4 protein-coding genes are annotated in these 21,983 nt (G+C 34.0%); 1 reads left to right on the top strand and 3 read right to left on the bottom strand.

Annotated elements, in window-relative coordinates; all coding sequences use genetic code 11:
* Positions 1 to 8: 8 nt before the first annotated feature.
* The 3 genes from P6733_RS06690 to P6733_RS06680 are packed head-to-tail and all read right to left on the bottom strand — an operon-like array spanning position 9 to position 19,134.
* Positions 9 to 14,582, bottom strand: a complete 14,574-nt coding sequence (locus P6733_RS06690) for a T9SS type B sorting domain-containing protein (protein WP_306351228.1) — start codon at positions 14,580 to 14,582, stop codon at positions 9 to 11.
* 6 nt (positions 14,583 to 14,588) lie between these two features.
* Positions 14,589 to 16,949, bottom strand: a complete 2,361-nt coding sequence (locus tag P6733_RS06685; protein ID WP_306351226.1) for a PorP/SprF family type IX secretion system membrane protein — start codon at positions 16,947 to 16,949, stop codon at positions 14,589 to 14,591.
* Position 16,950: 1 nt separating this feature from the next.
* Entirely contained in the window at positions 16,951 to 19,134 is a 2,184-nt protein-coding gene (locus P6733_RS06680; protein WP_306351224.1) for a T9SS type B sorting domain-containing protein, read from the bottom strand.
* 1,118 nt (positions 19,135 to 20,252) lie between these two features.
* Here P6733_RS06680 and P6733_RS06675 point away from each other — a divergent pair.
* On the top strand, positions 20,253 to 21,929 hold the full coding sequence (locus tag P6733_RS06675; RefSeq protein WP_306351223.1) for a glutamine--tRNA ligase/YqeY domain fusion protein: 1,677 nt from the start codon (positions 20,253 to 20,255) through the stop codon (positions 21,927 to 21,929).
* The last annotated feature ends 54 nt before the right edge of the window (positions 21,930 to 21,983 follow it).

Raw genomic sequence — 21,983 nt, 5'->3', positions numbered from 1 at the left:
TTTTAATTTTATCTGTAAAGTGTAAAGTTTCCTACAAACTCTCTGTCGTCTGTTGGACTGTTAAGTTTAACTACATACCAGTAATCTCCCGATGGTAATTCTGTACCATTGTATTTACCATCCCATTTTTCACCTTGTCTTAAGTGAGCTATTTCTCTACCATAACGATCGTATACTGTCGTTATAATATTTGGGAATCCTTCCGTATGTAATGGTGACCATCCGTCATTGAATCCATCTCCATCTGGTGTAAAGAAATTCGGGATAAGAATATCAACGAACTTAACAAATATTGGAACTTCTACTTCACAACCATTAGCATCTACAACTTTCACAATATAAGTTCCAGTTTGCGTAATAGTGTATGTATTGCTATTTCCATTATCATGATTATTAAAGTAATAATGATAGGCTGGTGTTCCTCCACCAGCAATTGCAACGATTTGGTTTAGACCTGTAGCAGTCGCTGTAAGCGTTAATGTTGGAACATTAACAATCACAAATGAAACTGTTTTAACACATCCACTAATGTGGGATACCTCAACCGTATAACTGCCTGGTGCTAAATTGGTAAAAGTATTTTCTAATTGAGGTTGTCCTCCATTTAAAGCATACATTACATCATCTACAGCTTCTGGATTTACATTAATCGTCACTGTATTTGTTGCTCCATTATTCTGACAAGCATATGTTACAACAGCTGTTGGACGTATATCGATTGCTTTTGCAACTAGTACTTCAATAAACGTTTGACAGCCTTTTGAATCTTTAATGTAAATCGTATAGGTTTGGTTTCCTGTTAGGTCTTCAAATAACACTTGTCCAGCTATAAAGTTGTTTGGTGTATTTAAACTTGTAGAGTAAGGCCCTACTCCTCCTGTAATACTTATCTGAATTGATGCATCTTGATCCCCCAAACATACTTCTGGTATTACATTTGCCACAGTACCTACAATTGGACTTGGTCCAGACACAATAACTTGTAAGGATATCATACATCCAATTTCATTTTTGACATTTACCGTATAAGTACCTACTGCTAAATTTGTAAATACACTACTAGTTTGCCATTGATCTAAATTTGGTGAAATAGAATACTGATAAACTCCTACTGGGTTCATTACTGTTATCATGATTTTACCTGTCGTATCATTTCCGCAGATCACATTTACAACATCGGCATTTGCCTTAATTGCTGGCTTATTATTCACATGGAATGTCAATGTTTTAATACATCCATTCGTGTGTTTAATTGATACAGTATGGTTACCGTTACTTAAATTGTTAAACACATTACTTGCTTGATATGCTCCGTTATCCATAGCATAAGTTACATTTGCAGCAACATCAGCATTTACTGTAATGGTTACTTCATTTCCTGGTGTATTGTTATTACAACTATAGGTTATAGCATAAGTCGCGTTAATCGTAACTGGCGCTGTTAAAGTTACCTGTCTACTAATCATACAGCCGTTGGCATCTTTAATATATACCGTATATGTTTGACCTCCACTTAAATTATTAATCAACAACTGTCCTTGAACAAAACTTCCAGGAAGTGATGAATTCAGACTTGTGTAATATGGTGCTGTTCCTCCTGTTGGTACAATTTTAATTGATCCAGTATTTGTTCCTGCACATAATTCCTGACTCATTACTACTAGGTTTGCATCTAATACTGCTGGTTCTGTAATGGTAACTTGTAGCGGGATATAACATCCATTTTGATCTTGTACAACAATATCATAGGTTCCTACTTCTAAATTATTGAAAACATTACTGGTTTGCCATTGATTTAAATTAGGTGAAATCGCATACATAATTGTTCCTGTTCCTCCAGTAGCATTGATTTTTATACTTCCGTTGGTTTCTCCATTACATTTTATGTTTGATATAACTGGTACTGCCACTAATGCAACTGGCTCCGTAATTGTAATTGTTGTTGAATTTTGCGTACAATCTCCACTATCTACTTTTACAATATATTGTCCAGAGACTAATCCCGTAAATATGCCTGAAGCTTGTGGTCCGGCAACAACTGCATTGGATGCATTCAATAATATATAGCTATAGTTTCCTAAACCGCCTGTTGCTGTTGCAACAATTACAGCATTGTTATTCCCTGCACAATTTACTATTGCCCCAGATAAATCTAAAGCGATTTGTAAAGCTGGAACTGGACTAATTATTACTTGATTTGTTGCTACGCTACATCCGTTGACATCTTTCACATAATATTGATATGTTCCTACTCCTACACTAAATGTATTATTTTGTGAGAAGGTCATATTATCCGTACTGTATTGGTAAGGTGGTGTACCGCCTGTTGCCGTAATAGTTAATGTTGCATCTGCTGTACAAGTCAATCCAACTGTTTGTGATAAAGTACCTACAATTTCAGTCGGTTCATTGATTGTAATTGTAGCAGCTGTCGCCTCACAATTCCAATTGTCTTTCACAGTCACATAATATGTTCCGGCACCTAGATTATTAAATACTGGACTCGTTTGTGGGCCTGAAGTCAATCCATTACCGTAATGCAATGTATATTGATAGTTTGCTCCTGATCCGCCTGTTGCTTGTGCTGTAATCGTCGCTGTTTCATCATCATAACATAACAACGTTGTTGTACTTGCTACAGAAGTAATTGTAATTGGTGTTGGTAATGCTAATATTATCGTTTGTGAAGCGATACACAATTTATCATCCTTAACATTTATCTGATACGTTCCTGCTGCTAAACCACTAAATACATGGTTTGTTGCATAGCCTTGTATCGTTAATCCTGTTGTCGTATTGATAAATTCATATAAGTAATTACCCCAACCTCCTTCTGCAGTTGCAATAACTTCGCCTTGATTATTATCACAGGTAACACTTGTATTTTGAACTAATGTTACTGCTAATGCTACCGCTGGTGAAGCAACCGTAACTGTATTTGTTGTAATAGAACAGTATGGTGTATCGGTTGCAGTAACGACTACAGTATAATTTCCGGCAGGAATATCTGTAATTGTCGTTGGATCCACGGTAGTATTCCCTGTTCCGTTGGCTACGCTTATATTAGCCGTGTTCATTACATCATACGTATATGCTCCTGTATAACCTGTTACATTAATTTCCATGGCTCCATCGGTTCCACCAAAACATGTTACAGGAATAGTTGCTGTTGCTGTTGCTGCAATTAAATCATATGGTGCAACAACATATGGTGTTGTAATAGTATAACATCCTGTTACATTATCAGTAACTTGGAAAGCATAAGTCCCAACCGCTAGTAATGTGAACTGATTGTTGTTTACTTGTGGTGTACCTGATGGTAAAAGTTGGTAGGTGAAATCTCCTGATCCACCTGTTACTACAACCTCAACTGCTTCTGGATTATTACATGTAATCGCTGTAATTTGATTTACAGCTACGGCTGTAATAACGGCCATTGGGTTTAATGTTACAGCTGTTGTTTCAATACATCCTTTAGCATCTTTCACATAAACATTTATCGTTTGTACGACTCCCGTATCTGGAACTTCAAATGTATTTGTTGTTACATAATTTGTTCCGTTTATACTATAGGTATATGTTCCTGTACCATCTTGTCCTGTAATTGTAATGGTTGATAGACTTGGAACATTTGTCGCTGAACATACAAAATCGGTTGCCATTGCAGTGATTAATAGTTTTGTAGGTTCTGTTATTGTAACGGGTTGTGTTAATGAGCATCCTCTCACAGAGGTTGCCGTAACTTGATATGTTCCAGCCACTAATCCTGTAAATAGTGGATTCGTTTGCCCCAATCCTCCATCAATACTGTATAGATATTCTGGATTATTATTTGTGGCTCCTAATTCTACCAAAATAGTTCCATCATCTCCGCCAAAACAACTTACCATTGTTGTTACAGTCGAAAAGGTTACCGCAGTTGGTGCATCTAATCCTTGTGTTACTGTAAAACTACAATTTGTTGTTGTGTCTAATATTGTAAATGTGTAAACACCCGGTTGTATTAGGTTTGTAAAGACACCTGTTGTATTAGTCTGTGTTGTTGTTCCGTCTGGGAAAACAACAGTATAGTTGATTGTTGGCGATCCTCCTATAATAGAAATTGTAATTTCTCCTCCTGGGTTTATTGCCTCACAACCAATTGGTTTTATAACCGCAATACTTGGTGTAATTTCATTATATAATGTAACTGGCCCTAGTGTTATACTACAGGTCCATTGGTCAGTAATAATTACTTGGTATGTTCCAACTCCTAAATTACTGAATATTGGACTTATTTGTGGTATTCCTACAGGCGTTCCATTCAGAACCAACTGATAAGAGTAGTTACTTCCTTGTCCACCAGCAGTATTTAGAACTTCTATTTGTCCTTGTAATCCAATACAGTTTTGTTGTGTAATTTGTAATGTTCCGCTTATTGGTGTTGGGTCATTCAACACAACATTCGTTGCTTGTGCTTCACATCCATTCACATCTTTTACCCAAACTTGGTAGGTGTTTGGTGCTAATCCACTCCAAACTGCATTAGTTGTATAATCACCTGCGGCTGGAGCATTTACACCTACATAGTACGTATAATTACCCCATCCTCCTGTTGCTGTTATTGTAATACTTCCGTCATTGCCAACACAAGTTATTGGGGTTACTTGTGTTTGAACTGTAATAGCTCCGTCTGTAGGTGCGGCAATCGAGAAGAATTCTTTTTTAGTACAGCTTGGTGCATTTCCTAATTTTATTTCAACATAATAATCTCCTGCTCCAAGATTAATTGCTGGTGTTGGCCCATTATTATTTTGTATCCCAACAATACCAGTCGTTACTCCACTAATATTAAAAATTTCCCACGTAAATGGTCCAGTGTATGTAGCGTCTGTAATACCAAAGGTTACTGCTCCAGATGTTGTTCCAAAACAAATAACATCATTAATCTTCGTAACATTAATTATAAATGTATTTGGATCTTTAACAAGGTGTGTGGCATAAATAATACAGCCTGTTACCTTATTTCGTATTACAAAGGCATGTGTTCCAATTGCTAGATTACTGAATACATTTGAATCTTGCCATATAGCCCCATTATCCTGACTATATTCTAAATCTGCTGGGTTACTAATGGTCGATACTACATCAATATGAATTGTTTCTCCTCCATTAATACAGGTTATTGGCGTATCAACTACTGCTGTAGCCGATTGTAATTCATTATACGGAAGGACCGTTGCTGTACTTGTTCCAACACAGCCATTTTGATCGAATACATTGATTGTAAATGATCCTCCTGTAGTATTTGTAAAAATATAAATTGGATTATTTCCTTGTTGTACAACATTTGAAGTTGCATTATCAATAAATTGATAGATTAGATAGGTTCCAGTACCTCCCGTAATATTTAAAGGATTTACTGTAATTGTCGCATTATTTACATTATTACCCGTTGTACATCCAAAGCCTACTACTGTTATAGCTGATGGATCGATAATAATCTTATTAGGTCCTCCTACTGTAATTGTTTGTGTTAGACTACAGTTTTTACCTGAAATAACTTTAATTATATAATCCCCTGCTGTTAAGCCATTAAATACTGGATTATTCTGCGGTGTTCCACCATTAATGCTGTATAAATATACTGGGTCATCATTTGCTGTTGTATCTAGTACAACTGTTATACTTCCATCATTTCCTCCAAAGCAGCTTACTGGCTCTGTCGTTGTTGTAAACGTAACTGGTGTTGGTATTTCTAGTATAACGGCTAAAGTCGTTGAACACGTCGTTAAATTGTCTTTTACTATAACTGTATAGGTTCCTCCAGCTAGTCCTGTAAAAATATTTGAAGAACCTGATGGTACAATTACCGTACCTGCACTATTTAGTAATGAATATTGGAAATTTGTAACTCCTGATCCACCTACTGCTGTTACTGTAATTTTTCCATCGTTATTTACACATGTAGGATGAACTGCTGCTGCTGGAGCGATGTTCAATACAGGATAGATTACTAACGATACTTTATTCCCGCAACCGTTGCTATCTTTTAATTCAACAGAATGTGCTCCTGAACTTAAGTTTGTATAGGTAAATGTTGTTGCTGCATCTGTTTGAAATGCTCCACCATCTAAACTATAGGTATAAGGTCCCACTCCAACCGATACTAGGTTTACAGAAATTGTAAAATTCCCATTGGTTGATGTACATTGATTTGTAACTACTGCTGTAATTGCAGGAGTTGGATCTGTCGGTAATAGCACAGACGTCGCCGATTGAATACAGTTATTAGCATCTTTAATGTATACTGTATAATCTCCTCCTTCAACGTTAAATACATTTATTGTTGAACCCGTCCAAGTTGCCACTGTAGGTGCTGGGCTTCCTGTAGGAACTATTTGGTATTGGTATGGTGTTGTTCCAAATTGTCCAGTTGCTGTTATTTGTCCTGCATTAGTTTTACAGTTATCATTTTTTGTAGCGGATGCCGTAACTTCTACTGTTTGTACTGATTGCGAAATTGTAAAATGGGCTGTTCCACTTGTACAATCTGCATGAGATCCTCCGTTTTCAGTAAATAGTATATAATAATTTCCTGGTGCTAGTGTTCCAAAATTATTAACAATTATTGTTGGTCCAGTCAATAGAGTTGTAGTACCTACCACCCCAACTGGACTATTGTTCAAGGCTGAGTATATCTGGTAGGATACTGATGTAGCAGTCGCATCATAATTACTAAATGTAAATGATACACTACCGTCTGCATTCCCTGTACAGGTTACATTATTTGGTTTAACCGTTGATGTTAATGTAGAATTTGTTGGAATTGGTGCTGGTGCTTGCTGGAAATAATAACATTTCGTAGTATCATCATACACAACAAAACTGTATATAACTCCTGGTGTTAAATTTGAAAATGTTGCTGTAAGTGGTGTTCCTGGATCTGCCGGAATAAATGGAGGAATTGATGCAGGATCAAATACTGGTATCGGTGTAGTATATAATGCAAAATAGAATGGTCCTGAGCCTAATAAACTACCTTCTACTGTTACAGAAACTGTACCGCCTGTTGCACAATTCGTCGATACTGGTGTAATCACTATATCTAAAGAGTTCGGCGGGGATGCAATTTTAATATTTTCTGTTCTTAATAAACATCCGTTGGCATCTACCACATCAATTTGATAGAATCCGTATTCTAGAATATCAAATACATGCGTTGTATTTGCTATAGGTCCAAATTGATTTACTAAAACACCTAAACTATTATGCAAGTAATATGTATAAAGTGGTGTTCCACCCATTACGTTATTTACATGTATTTTCCCTTTAATTGTACTTGCTCCTGTAGCGTCACAAATAATATTTTCCGGTACAATATCATATGTTATAGCACTTGGTTCATTAATAGTTATTGATTTAACATCTTTACATGAATTTGCATCGGTAATGGTTACTTCATAAACCCCTGCTGTTAATCCGGACGTTTGAGTAACATAATTAACTCCTGTTGTAGTGTTTGTAACATTAATTACAAATGGTGCTACCCCTACAGCTGTATTTATATTTACTGTAATGGATCCTGTTGCTTCTCCATGACATAAAATAGATTGTCCTTGAACAACGCTTGTGATAACTGGACTTGTAATTGGTAATATTGTTACAATATTCGTTAACACAATGCATCCTTTTGAATCTTTAACTTGGAATCGGTATGTCCCTGCTACTGTTGTAGGATATACAAAAGTTGTTCCTGTAACAGTAGCTGGTGTACCATAAGTTCCACCATTAAATGAAACTTGATAGGTATATGCTGGAACACCTCCACCAATTGTAACTTTAATCTCTGCTGTTGGAATAGTTGTGGTACAATCTAAAGCTTTCGTCAATACTGCATTTGCAGTGATTTGAGGAGCTATTACTTGGGAAACAGTAGTCGTACAACCAAAATCATCCTTAACGGTTATAGTATAACTTCCTGATGTTAAGTCCAAAAATGTATTTGATGTTTGTGGTAATCCACCATTTAAGCTATAGCTATATGGTGCAACACCTCCAGTTACATCGACTATAATACTTGCCTTATCTCCATCATAACAAATATCTGATGTTGAATTTATTGTAGCTACTATTGCCGTTGGATTTACAATCGCAAAAGTATCGGTAGCTGTACAACCGTTAATATCTTTTATTACAACAGTATATGTTCCCGGTGTTGTTAGTCCTGTAAATACATTGTTCCCTTGTGGACCAACAATTGTAGTTCCATTAGGATGTGTTAATTGATAGGTATAATTTCCAGATCCTCCTCCCGCTGTAACGGTCACTTCACCATTAACCAAACAAGTTTTTGGAGTTGTCGCTAAATCAATTGTTAATGGAGCTGGTTCTGTTAAGGTTATTGTTAAGTCTTTAATACATGTATCAGCATTTGTTCCTTTTACTTTAATATTAATCACACCCGGTGCTAACCCCGTAATTGTAAATGGAGAAGTACCTGTTAATGCTGTCCATGTAGTACCATTGTTCAAACTGTAAAAATAAGGTCCAAAATTTTCTGCTTGAATCGTTACTTGTCCATCATTGGCTCCATTACATTTAATATTTTGTGATCCTACAATTTGTGCTTTGAACGTTTTATCTACAACTACAATAGGGGTTGTAACCACGGAACCACATACTTCAGGCAACTGATATACATGTATATCATCTATCGCTAAATCATTTCCGTTTGTAACTGTTGAATTTGTTCTAATGACCAAATTCAATTGGGTATTACTTCCTGGATTTAAATTTATAATGTAATTATTCCATATCTCATTATTTGGTATGCTTCCCGTATTTTGTTGAGCAATAACAGCTCCTGTGTTATCTACTAATTGAATTAAAATATCTGGTTCACCAATATTATAAGTACTTTTTACTAAATTTCTACCCCAAATTGAAGTGATGATATTCTGATTTGGGATAATATCTATAATTGGTTTTTTATAAATAACTCCTTGTAAACCAGCTACTCCTCCAACATTTAAAACTAACATTCTACCGTTTGTATTTCCAGTATGATCTGAAAAAGCAGCCCATCCATCTTGTCTTGGACTTATGTTTTTGGTTACACAATATTCACCATCATCAATTAAAAGTCCTGTTCCGCAAGTTCCTGTTCCATCTTGGGGTTCATAACAATATACTGGGTCAATATTATTAATCGATGTATTTGGTCCTGCTCCAAAATCTTCCTGTAATAAATCACTTGGTGAAGGTGGAATATTTGAGCTATAATTTGTTGTAATTACATGAGGTCCTGCCGGAACATTTGTAAATACATTATTGGTTTGTGCTGGTACTGGAACACCATCTATTGCATAGGTATAATCAAATGTAGTATTACTTGTTGTTACAGTAATATTTGATGTGCCATCACAATTTGGTACAATGTCTGTTGTAATAACTGGAGCTGCTGGAGCTGCAGTTACTATTACAGTCATTGGAAAAGTACAACCTGTTGTATCTCTAATATATACTGTATGAGTACCTACTGGTAAATGTCCAATATTACTTGGGCCGTATGTAACTCCATTAAAACTATAAGTGTAAGGTCCTACACCACCTAGGGCATTTGTAATTCTAACCTCAGCAAGGTTATTTACAGCATCACAGGTAATGTCTTTTGATACTCCCGCAGATGCCGTCAATGCATGTTGAGGTTGAGTAATAATAACGCTAGTCGTAGCTGAACAGCCACGATTATCTTTCACAACAATCGTATAGGTTCCTGGCAATACATTTACAAAATTTGTTATTGTACCAAATGTTGCTCCATTATTAATACTGTACTCGTAAATGGAAGATCCACCTGTAGCACTAATATTGATAACTCCCGAATTTGTACCATAACACGATACATTTGTTCCGGTAGCAGTAATAACTATTGGTGCATCTTTCACAATAGTTATTGGAAATGATGCTGTACAGCCAATTCCATCTTTTACCCATATAATATGAGTTCCAACTGTTGAAATGGCTGTAGGAATGGTTGAAGTATAATTTATTGCTCCTGTAGAATTCGTTTGAACTGCGTATTGATATACGCCATTTCCTCCTGTAACCGTAATTCCTAAACTTGTAGATGTTGTACATGCAGATATATTTGCAGCAGTTACAGCAATAGCTAGGCTTGGTTCTATCGTTTTTGTAATCGTTGCTGAACAACCATATAATGTCCCAACAACCGTAATTGTATATGATCCGGGTGTTAGATCCGTAAATGTATTAGACGGTTGTGGTGTTCCGCCATTAATACTGTAGGTATAGATTTCCCCTGCTGCTGGATTTGTAATATCAACTACTAAAGTTGCTTTATTTATTGGATCAAAACATAAGTCTGATGTAGAATTTATTGCCAGAATAGGAATGGTTGCATTCGAATTTAATGTAACTGTATTGGTAACCGTACAACCTCCATCATCTACTACTGTTACAGTATATTGACCTGCTGCTGTTAAATTATTAAAGACAGAGCCTAACTGTGGTCCAACTATAGTTGTTCCATTTGGATAGGTTAATTGATATATAAAACCACCCCATCCACCAGTTGCATCGACTGTTATTTTTCCAGGTGTAACACAAGTAATGGCTGTGGGAGTTAAGATTACATTTAGTGCAGTGGTTGGTTCTGTAATAGTAACTGTTTTAGTATCGGTACACTGTGTAATTGGGTCTTTTACTACAATTACATAGATTCCAACAGATAAATTTGGAATTGTTATCGCTGTTCCTGGTGCTTGTCCTGTTACAGCAGTACCTCCGTTTATGGTATAATCATAGGTTGCTCCATTAGAATAATTATGGGTATTAAACGTTATGGAACCTGTTGCTGTAGACTTACAGGTAACATTTGTTGCAGTGGCTGTTGTTAAGACCACAGGCTTAATCATTGGGGTCAGATAATTATTTGAAAACGTACAACCTTTGCTATCGGTAACTTTTATAGTATAACTACTATTGGCATAAAGTCCTGTAAATACATTATTATTTCCATTATTTAGAGTCGTTGGTGCTGTAATTTCATAGATGAAAGGTGCTGTCCCACCAACAACCGTTACTGTTACATCCGTTATTAATGTAGGACATGTTACTTGTGATGCTACAAATGTAATATTGGTTGGAGGATTTAGATTTTCAACTACAATAGCATTGGTTACAAACGTACAGTTATCTGCATCTCTAATGGTAATCGTATAGGTACCATTCGTAAGATTTATAAAGGTATTTCCTGCTTGGAAATTAATACCATCAATTGCATATTTATAAGGCAATGTTCCACCACTAACATTTTGAGCCTGAATACTTGCTTTTTGTAAACATGTATAATCTTGTAATAAAACTGCACTACCTGAAATTTGAGATGCCGCCTGAACTACAGTATCTACCGTGTAACTTTCACAAACTATATCTATTGTATTTCCTGCATCATCTGTCGTTGTTCCAACAACATATTTAATCTTTATATGATACGTTCCACTAGCAAGGTTTGTAAATGACAATGAGGTTTGATAGGTAACACCATTATCAATACTATACTGTATTGTATATCCATAATTATTCCCACTCTGGAAAATTATAGCTCCATTATTAGCCCCTACTTCACATGTTTCATATACTGTTCCAAAAGAAAAGGTTGGCTGAACCCTAGTTCCAACTGTTACCTGTGTTGTTGTTGAGCAGTTATTCGCATCTTTGACAATAATAGTATAAACTCCGGGTGTTGAAACTTCAATTACTGGATCTAATAAGATTCCACCTCCATTTACTATATACGTATACGGTGCAGTTCCTCCTATAGCATTAACTCTTATTTGTCCATCTACGCAAGTTATTGGTCTTATTACATTTGCCGTAGCTTCTACTTCCGTTGGATTTATCAATACTGCTGGTCCAGTAAGTATACATCCATCTGTAGTCGTAACTTTAATGGTATAACTTCCTGCATTTTGATCTGTAAATGTGTAATCATTATCTCCAACTCCGTTTAACCATACCGATGATTGAATTAAAGTTGTTCCTTGATATAATTCAAATAGATATTGCGGTAATGCATCATTGACTTGAACTCGTATACTTCCTTTATCATCTTTACATAAAGGATTTTTTGGTATGATATTTATCGTTGGGACATGATTTCTAATTAATATCCCTGGAACTGTGAAAACACATTTTTTGGGATTATTAATATCGGTTTGTCTAATGTAAACGGTATAAGTTCCTGCGGCAAGATTTGGAAATATATTTGTTAGACTCCATGGGCCCGTAGGGCTTAAACTAAATTCATATCCTGTTGAAGGAACGTTCGTTACTGTAATGGATCCCGTTGTATCACATATTACATCGGTTGTCACAACATCTGCTAATAAAACATTTTTAGTGACATCAAAGTAGAATCTTCGGAAACATCCGTTTTGGTAGTTAATAACCATACGGTATTTTCCTTCATCTGTTGCAGTGAAATTTGGTCCTTGTGCAATTTCAACCCAAGTACAAGCAGGATTCTTATTGGCACAATTGGCCATTCCAACAGCCGCACACGAAGATTCATCTAATTTTTCCCATTTAATACTAATGGCATCTGTAATATTTGTGTTAACTGTTCTTGTATCTGTTGCTCCACACAAGAATACTTTTACTAATTGATCTCCATCATTCAAACACGTAACTACCTCATCGGCAAAAGGTGCTGCTAATGGATTTGCTAAATTACTGGCAAAAGGTGTTACGGTAATATTTTCTGTAATGCTCATACATGGTGCATTTCCTGTACAAACTACATGATATACTCCTGGATTTGTAACCGTAATTGATTGTGTCGTTCCAATAGTGGTTCCTGCAGCATTTGTCCACAAATAAGATGCATATCCACTGGCTGCTGTTAAAGTAACATTGGCACCACATAATTCAACATTTCGATCGAATGAGCACGCTCCTAATCCCACTAAGAAATTGGTTGGGCTATCTTCTCCAATATTACAGGCATTAAAGCCAGAAAAACTTGGATCATCTGTAATCTGGGTACCATTAATCACTCCTTTATAAGAAGAGTAGGCTCTATTTTTTATAATGTTTGAACAAGCATCTCTTAAATTATGACAATCGGATACTTTTACTTTAATTTTAATAGAGGTAATTACACTTCCTATTTTAACTAAATTAGGATTCACAGTGAATACAATTTCATGGGTTACAGGATTGTAAGTATAAGTAACTCCATTTGGTAAAATTATATCGCCCGGAACAAAAGTTACGTTGGCAGGTAAAACATCTCGAATCGTGAAACTTGTTGCATCATCATTTCCCTGATTTTGAAAGGATAGTACATAGAACAATTCATCGTTTGGAGAGACATTTGCATTATTTAAATCTATTTCATTCGCATTTTGAACTTTTTTCCCTAATATAATTTTAGGTTCAATAATTTCTACATTAAATGCTCCAAAGAACATATAATATTGATCCTGAGTAGATTTTAATTTTAATGTAGCGGAGTTTTCGTTATTCGCTAATAAATTATCTATCTTCATGATATCTGCATCATAACCCAATGTATTTCTACTTTTGGGTGTACGATTCAAATATTCTGTATCTAGTATCGTTATTCTACTATTAAAAAAATTGGTTGAGGTTCTATAAGTTCCAGATAGAGGCGTAAATGATGAGCTACTTCCACCCTTAAATAATAGTTGATCGTTGGCTATTGATCGATCTCCTTCTAAAGATGAAGAAGCTAATTTTGCTTTTACTACCCCCGATGGGATTGTTGTAAAACCAGTAAAATCTATATCTGTTTCATTCACACCAAATACACCTGCAAAACCATCAAATGATGTAATGTATTTACCTGGTAAGCTTGGATCTTCATATACAAAGAAAATTGTCCAACCACCTGAAACTCCAGCTCTAATATATCCTTGTGTTGCTCTAATATTTGCAACTGTATATTCTCCTTCTGGATTTGCTAAGTTTTTTACATAAGTTGTAATATCAGCATAACAGGCATAAGGACTACTTGCATTAAAATTGGCATTTGAACTAGTATATCCTTCAAATATTACTTCTCCTGTTAAATTAATATAACTGGTATTTCCTGGTAATTTTAATTTGACTTTATTAAAATCTGTATGATGAAATCCATCTCCTGGATCGGAAGAACTATTTGAATACCCAATGTTGTATTTATTGGTAGCAGACCAATACAACCCAGCATATACCATTTTATAGCAACTACCTGCTGGCATTTCTAATTTTGCACTACTGGAACTGAAAGTATCAGGATCAGAATCAATATCGATATAGCGCATCTCAAAATTATCATTGGCATAATGTCCTTCTAATGATGTATAGGGAGCATCATAGGCTGTATTTGGTCCATAAATATAATTTCGATTCACAATATTATTGGCAATCAAAGTCATATCCCCTTTAATTTTTTCATTATATCGGGGGGCAAATGCTTTTGCTACTTGAGCAATACTAATGGAATGAATAAAGAATAAAAAAACAATTGAAAACGTAATCCGGGAACAATTCGTAAAGTAGTTTTTTTTCATGGTATTTTATAAAGTATTAACGCACATAATCCAAATCTTATCGTAATAGGTATTGTTTACATTGCTGTAGTAACTAGCCAAGGCCCCATTTCTCTCTTCATGTTTTTTCAAATAAACATATCGGTAGTTGTTTATTGGGTTGATGAAATAATCAACTTCTAAGCCTTTTTTACGTAATTTTTCAACAAAGCTGCTGGCATAATCTGGTCTTGCAAATACATTAGCAATAATGTAATATCCACCTTCTTGATTATTAATCTTTAGCGTTGGTCCAATCTTTGCCGTTTCACGCTTCTTTGTTGTGTTTTTAGAATATTCCTTTTGTATCGCTTCTGCCGTAGCATCTGCTTTTGGAGTAGCATTTTCCTCTTTACTTTTTGCAACTACATCTTTCTTCTTTGCAACTTCTTTTTTAACTGGTTCTTCTATTTTATTTACTTTTTCTACTATTGTATTATTTGATTTTTTTAATGCTTCATTCTCATTATATCGTTCTTTAATTTGGGCTGCAGTAACTGTTGAAGAAACTTGGATTTCTTTTAATTCTGCTACAATTTCTTTTTTCTTCGGTTCCGTCTCTTTTTGTATTTTTTGAACTTCTTTTGCTTTGGTATCTTTAATTTCTGTAGCCACAAGTGTAGATTGAGAATTTGTGCTTATAACCTTATTTTCAACAATTTGTACTGCCTTATTTTCTTCTGTTATTTTATTTTGAGGCGTAACTGATCCGGAACCTTTTGAATTATTTTCTATAGCATTGTCCACATGCATAATCCAAGTTGGGCCATTATAGGTATGGTTTAGCTTAGACTTTGTTGCTTCGATAGCTTCCTGCCACGTGTCATAGCGTTGTAGATATGCATAATTTAATCCTGTAGATGGATTTAAAAAAGAATCGGCTGTCACTATTCCTTTGGTATGCAATGATTTGACAAATGCATTCAGGTAATTCTTATTTCTAAAAATATTTCCAATAATATAATATCCTCCATTTACTCCCTGAAGGTTTTTAATTGTTTCTTGTTTTACATTATTTGCTTTCGCTTGCTTAACAAAGTCAGTATTATCTGTATTTGTTTTTGATGCATTCGTCGATGTAGTTCCTTTAGAAACAACTGGAATAGTAATTACTTTAGTTGTTGATTCTTTTTGTGTAGTTGTATTCTTTGTTTCTTTTGATGTTTTCTGGTTTTGAAATTGAACTCGGGCAGTCGTTTGATTTTGTGTATTCTGACCATTTCGGTTAGACATATTAATGTAATCGACAACGTTCATAAAACGGTTTTCAAAATCTGCATTTTTAGCTTTTTCAACAGAATCTTGTCTAAAAATCAATTCACTTAACAAGATATTCGTTTCGTCTAATTGCTTTTTAATCTGTTGTAATTCTTTTTCTTTCGCTACCAAAGTATCCGTTTTTGCAGCAGCGTCATTCTTATTGTCTTGCGCGGCTCTTGATTTTGGTTTAAAGGAGTAAGCAAAAACTATTTCATGAGTAGGACCCATATTGGAAAGCCCACTTTTTGTGCCTTTTTCAAAGGTATATCCAATTGATAAACGGTTTGTAATATTAAATCCTAATCCACCCGACATTCCGTATTTATCATCGTAACCAGCTTGTAACCATCCTATTTTAGGAGCATCTAATAAAACACTTCCTCCCATTTTAAAATCTTCTTCGGATCTTCCACGAATCATACTCACTAATTTTCCATTTTCTAGAAAACCGCTTTGATTATGCATTCTATAGGTATACATAAAATGTCCTGAGAACGTTTTTTGTGAAAATTCTGTCAGTGATTTACTTGTTTTTAAATTATAGTCTAATAAATTTTCTGCATAAATACCAAAATCAAAACTCCCAAACGAAAGGTTAATACCGGGTTGAAAGGAGAGAAGTGAATTGTTTTCAATTTGTTGTAATGCTGGATCTGGCATTCCTGGAAAAGCTGCGCCATTATCCAATCCGCTGTTATAATATGCCATATTAAATCCAAAAGTCAAGGTGTTTTTTTCACTTAACTTTATTCCATAGGCATAATTAACAAGAGCACCGAAACTACTGATTACCCCTATTTTTTGCTGGTATAATCCAAATCCGATTCCGTTTTTATCATTGATTCTTCCAGAATAATTTAAAAAATAGATCTGTGGTGAATTATCAAACTGAATCCATTGATTTCGGTGAAAAAAGTTGATGTAGGAATAGTCCTCGTTCACATAAGAAAATGTGGGATTCATTAAAAACCGGTTGAATTTTAATAAATTTTGCGATGGAATATCAAAAGAAATTTCTGCCCCTTCTTGAGCTGTAAGGGAAAGTATGGTGAAAAAAGTAAAAAATGCTACTACGTATTTTTTTATCATGTTATTGTATTATCGTAATTGATCCTTGCTTTAAAGTCTTGTTATTCTTTATAATTTTATAATAGAACACGTTTGTTTTTCTGGCATATGACATTGATGATTCTGGCCAGTTATTTTGATAGTTATTCTTTTTAAATACAACTTCTCCATTTGAATTCATAATGATGATTTCTACTTCCGGAGTATTTACATATTGTGCTGGTATAATCCACTGATCATTAATACCATCTCCATTTGGTGAGATTATATTCGGTATAATTAAGCTTGTTGGGTTTGTTACATCCACTACAGTAACATGGAATTCTTTTACAACTTCACAGGTTCCTACTGAGGCTTTTAAAATATATGTTCCTTCTTGTGTAATGGTTAAACTATTACTATTTCCTAGTAATATGCTGTTTTTATACCATGCATAAACCTGAGCACCACTCGCTGTGATTGTAGTAGAGAAACCTTGATTTATAGTAATATTTTCGGGTGCATCTACTGTAATTTGTGATAAATCAAATGGAACAATAGCCAAAGTATTTGAAGTGATACTACATCCTTTATAGCTTACTACTAGTTTATAATTTCCTTGATTATTAACGGTCAACGCACTTGTTGTACCAATTACTGTTGTACTACCTTCTTTAAACCATTCATACGTATAATTTGTATTGGTTACACTACTGTTTATTGTCACAGATGAGCTACTATCACAATAAATATCTGTAGTACTGATAACTGCATTTTCATTCAATAGTAATTTAACTGTCGCTGTATTTGATGTAACTGTACTGAAACTTGGTATGGATACTTTTAAACTATATTGGTCATTATTTTCTGCTGAATTAATGGTTAATGTTGAAGCTACAGCACCGCTAACAGCTGTATTATCTTTATACCATTGATAAGTTGCACCAGTATTTTGATTTAACAAATCAACTTGACCTTGTGAAGTAGTTGCTTTAAACTGACTCAATTTTAATAGTGTAGAAGTAGAGACACAATCTTGATAACCTGTATCATGCGTGATTGCAATTGTAAAAGCAGAAGGTGCTTCTATCGTTGTGGTCAAACTTTTTTCAATAATACAGCCCACAGTTTGTTTAACAACCACTTTATATTCTCCCGCTTCTGTAACTGTTATTGCGTTTTGGGTTTGACCTGTAATTAATACATTGTCCTTGAACCATTTAAATTCTGGGGATTGTGCATCTGTACTTACTGTAATTGTCTTCTGCTCACCTGGTAAAATGATTGTATTTGCTGCTATATCCCAACTCGCTTGAATATCTGTTAATTGTAAAGCAATTGCATTCGATTGTGCTTCACAAGTAGTATTATTTACTTTTATATAATAACTTCCCGCATCTAAAGCAGTGTAAGTAAATGTATTTGCTCCAGGGATAACCGTTCCATCTTTATACCATTGATAGGTATAAGTTGTATTTTGTAAATTCGCACTCAGGACATTTCCTGTACCTGGGCATGTAATATTTCCTGGATTTTGGGCAGTAATGGCAACACTTAACCCATTTACTTCGGTTGCCATGACAATATTAGAATAAGCATTCGTTTGACAAACCCCATAATCGACCATTGCGTAATAAGATCCTGTTCCCGTGATGGTTAATGAAGATGTGATTGCCCCAGGTATTATGTTATGATTCTTAAACCATTTATAAACCAAATTAGGATAATGAACAGGGGAGGAGCTATTGCCATTGTAATCTACATTTATGGTATAACTTGATCCTGAACAGATTACAACATCTTCTATATTATTATTAATTGAAAATGCTTGTCCAAAAACGGCATAATTCGCTGGAAATGGATTACTTGCTGCACTTGTGGCAACGGGAGATGTACTCCGTATTCTAATTTTATAATTCTGTCCAGCAGTATTCGTTGGAATGGCAAATGAAACTGTAACAGGTGATGTTGTTGCAGTAGATGTAGTTAATGTAACAGGCGTTATGAAATCTCCATTAGAATTGGATAATTCTACGATAAATTGATTATTTGCTCCTAAATTTTGAGCTTGGGTAAATGTAAATTTTAAAGAATAATTGTTAAAACCCGGAGAAGCACAAGCTTGGGTGAAATTTAATATCGGAGTATTTATACTTATATTTTGGGATGTAACACGGGGAGAGTATCCTAAAATAAGTAAACACGCATAAAAACAAAACTTATTCATAATATTCGTTTTTTCCGGTTAATTAATAAATTAACAACTACACATTTTTACACAATCCACCCCGCGTAATTGCTTAAAATGTTAATTTTTTATTCTCTTTTATATTGGAAATCAGTCACTTAATCGGTTAATTGTGGCATTTCGTCGATTAATTGTTCCAAAATTAACATTATTATTAACATATGAAGCATATTTGTTAACATATTTTCGCATATCGTGATATATTAACAGTGATTTATAGTCATTATTTTATATTTATATTTTTCTCAATTGCACATTTTAACAATATTTATTAAAAAATCAATATATTTTTTAGCTATATTAATAGATATTTAATAGTAATAGATTTTAAATTCTCTATTATTGATAATTGCTATAAAACATTTATAATTCCCTTATTTTGTTGCATGTTCATAATTAGTGTATTATGAATTTTTCTCTTCTAAATTTTATATATTAAATTTTATATCATTTATTATTTTAGCAATAGCAATAGTAAATTATCTCCAAACTAAGTCTTCTTATTATTTTATTGAATAAATAATAGAATTGTTAATTTTTAGAAAATTATAATAAAATTGTTAATTTGATAAATTTTTAATGAATGTGGCATTTTAATACGAATAGTACTATTATCAAAAAGTTCAAAAGTGGACATTCAATGTAAACTTGGTATCAATTCACTATTAAAAGATTATGATGCTTTAACATTTACAAATTGTGTCTATTTTCTATTTTTCAGATTATCAGTACAGTTTCTATATTCCTAATTTTTAAATTAATATGAATTTGTTATTATTATTTTTTCACTTTCTACAAGTTTATTTCAATGAGTTTAGCCTTGTGTTTATTCCCTTATTAAAATTTAAAACAAAGGACAAAATCTAAGTTTTGATTAAATAGCACAATAGGCTCTTTTTACAAAACAATAAGTCTAATGTTTGATTTATCGGTATTAATTTGTTAAAAACGAAATAATTACATTTATAAAAACTTTAGAAATCCCATCAATTATCTTCAAAAAATGATTTTATAAAATTATTTTTATGCTTTTTACTTTTCATATTGAATGAATCTTTTGATTTTGTGTATTTTTGCTATAAAAGCAATCTATAAAAATGCAAGAAGAAAAATCACTCCATTTTATTGAACAAATAATTGAAGAAGACATTAAAGGCGGATTCAGTAAGGATTCGTTACGTTTTCGTTTTCCACCAGAGCCAAACGGATATCTGCACATTGGCCATGCCAAATCAATCTGTTTAAATTTTGGATTGGGACAGCGTTACAATGCACCGGTAAACTTGCGTTTTGATGATACAAATCCAGCAAAAGAAGAACAAGAATATGTTGATGCAATAAAAGAAGATATTGAATGGCTTGGTTTTAACTGGGCTGAAGAACGTTATGCATCCGATTATTTTCAAGAATTATATGATTGGGCTATTGTTCTAATCAAAAAAGGAAAAGCTTATATTGATTCACAATCTTCTGAAGATATGGCTACTCAAAAAGGAACTCCAACTCAACCTGGTGTTGATGGTCCTTATAGAAATCGCTCTATTGAAGAAAACCTAGCTTTATTTGAAAAAATGAAAAATGGTGATTTTCCAGAAGGTGAACATGTTCTAAGAGCAAAAATTGATATGGCTTCTTCTAATATGCTAATGCGTGATCCTATTATGTATCGTGTATTACATCGTGCACACCACCGTACTGGAAACGATTGGAAAATTTATCCAATGTACGACTGGACACATGGTGAATCTGATTATTTAGAACAAATATCACACTCCATCTGTACATTAGAATTTGTAATGCACCGTGAGTTATACAATTGGTTTTTAGACCAAGTTGCCGATACAAAATTGGTAAGACCAAGACAATTCGAATTTGCACGTTTAAATCTTAACTATACTGTTATGAGTAAACGTAAATTATTACAAATTGTACAGGAAAATATTGTTAACGGGTGGGATGATCCTAGAATGCCTACAATTTCTGGATTAAGAAGAAGAGGTTATACTCCTGCTTCAATCCGTAAATTTTCTGAAACAATAGGAGTTGCCAAACGTGAAAACATTATCGATGTTTCTTTATTAGAATTCTGCATTCGTGAAGATTTAAATAAAACGGCGCCACGTATTATGGCTGTTTTAGATCCTGTAAAACTAGTTATTACTAATTATCCTGAGGGACAAGAAGAGTGGCTAGAAGCAGAAAATAATCAAGAAGATGAAAATGCTGGGTTTAGAAAAGTTCCCTTTTCAAAAGAATTATTCATTGAGAAAGATGACTTTTTAGAACAAGCTAATAATAAATTCTTCCGATTAACATTAGGAAAAGAAGTTCGTTTGAAAAATGCTTACATCATTAAAGGAGAAAGCGTTGTAAAAGACGAAAATGGAAATATTACTGAAATTCATTGTACTTACGATGTTGATAGTAGAAGTGGAAGTGGGACAGAAGCTAGTCAAAGAAAAGTAAAAGGTACTTTGCATTGGGTATCTATTGCTCATGCAATACCTGCAGAAGTACGTATGTATGACAGACTATTCTCTGATGAAGCTCCAGACTCACATAAAGACGTAGATTTTAAAACATTCTTGAATCCAAATTCTTTAGTGATTAGCACTGGGTATTTAGAACCAAGTTTAAATGAAGCTAAAATTGGTGATCGTTTCCAATTTCAACGTTTAGGTTACTATTGTGTTGATAAAGATTCTACTGCTGAAAAATTAGTATTCAACAAAACCGTAGGTTTAAAAGAGACATGGACAAAAGTGGAAAAATAAAATCCACACATCAAATCTTTATAAAAAGGTGTTACAAATGAATTTCAATTTGTA

Origin of the sequence: Flavobacterium aerium, from assembly GCF_030766725.1 — a bacterium.
Classification (GTDB): Bacteria; Bacteroidota; Bacteroidia; order Flavobacteriales; family Flavobacteriaceae; genus Flavobacterium; species Flavobacterium aerium.
The sequence above is the reverse complement of the archived record's forward strand: the minus strand, read 5'-3'. Positions and strand labels throughout refer to the sequence as shown.

Bases quoted from the DNA above. Each gene is read 5' to 3' on its own strand.
- P6733_RS06675 (WP_306351223.1), top strand. From the start codon at position 20,253: ATGCAAGAAGAAAAATCACTCCATTTTATTGAACAAATAATTGAAGAA.
- P6733_RS06685 (WP_306351226.1), bottom strand. From the start codon at position 16,949: ATGATAAAAAAATACGTAGTAGCATTTTTTACTTTTTTCACCATACTT.
- P6733_RS06690 (WP_306351228.1), bottom strand. From the start codon at position 14,582: ATGAAAAAAAACTACTTTACGAATTGTTCCCGGATTACGTTTTCAATT.
- P6733_RS06680 (WP_306351224.1), bottom strand. From the start codon at position 19,134: ATGAATAAGTTTTGTTTTTATGCGTGTTTACTTATTTTAGGATACTCT.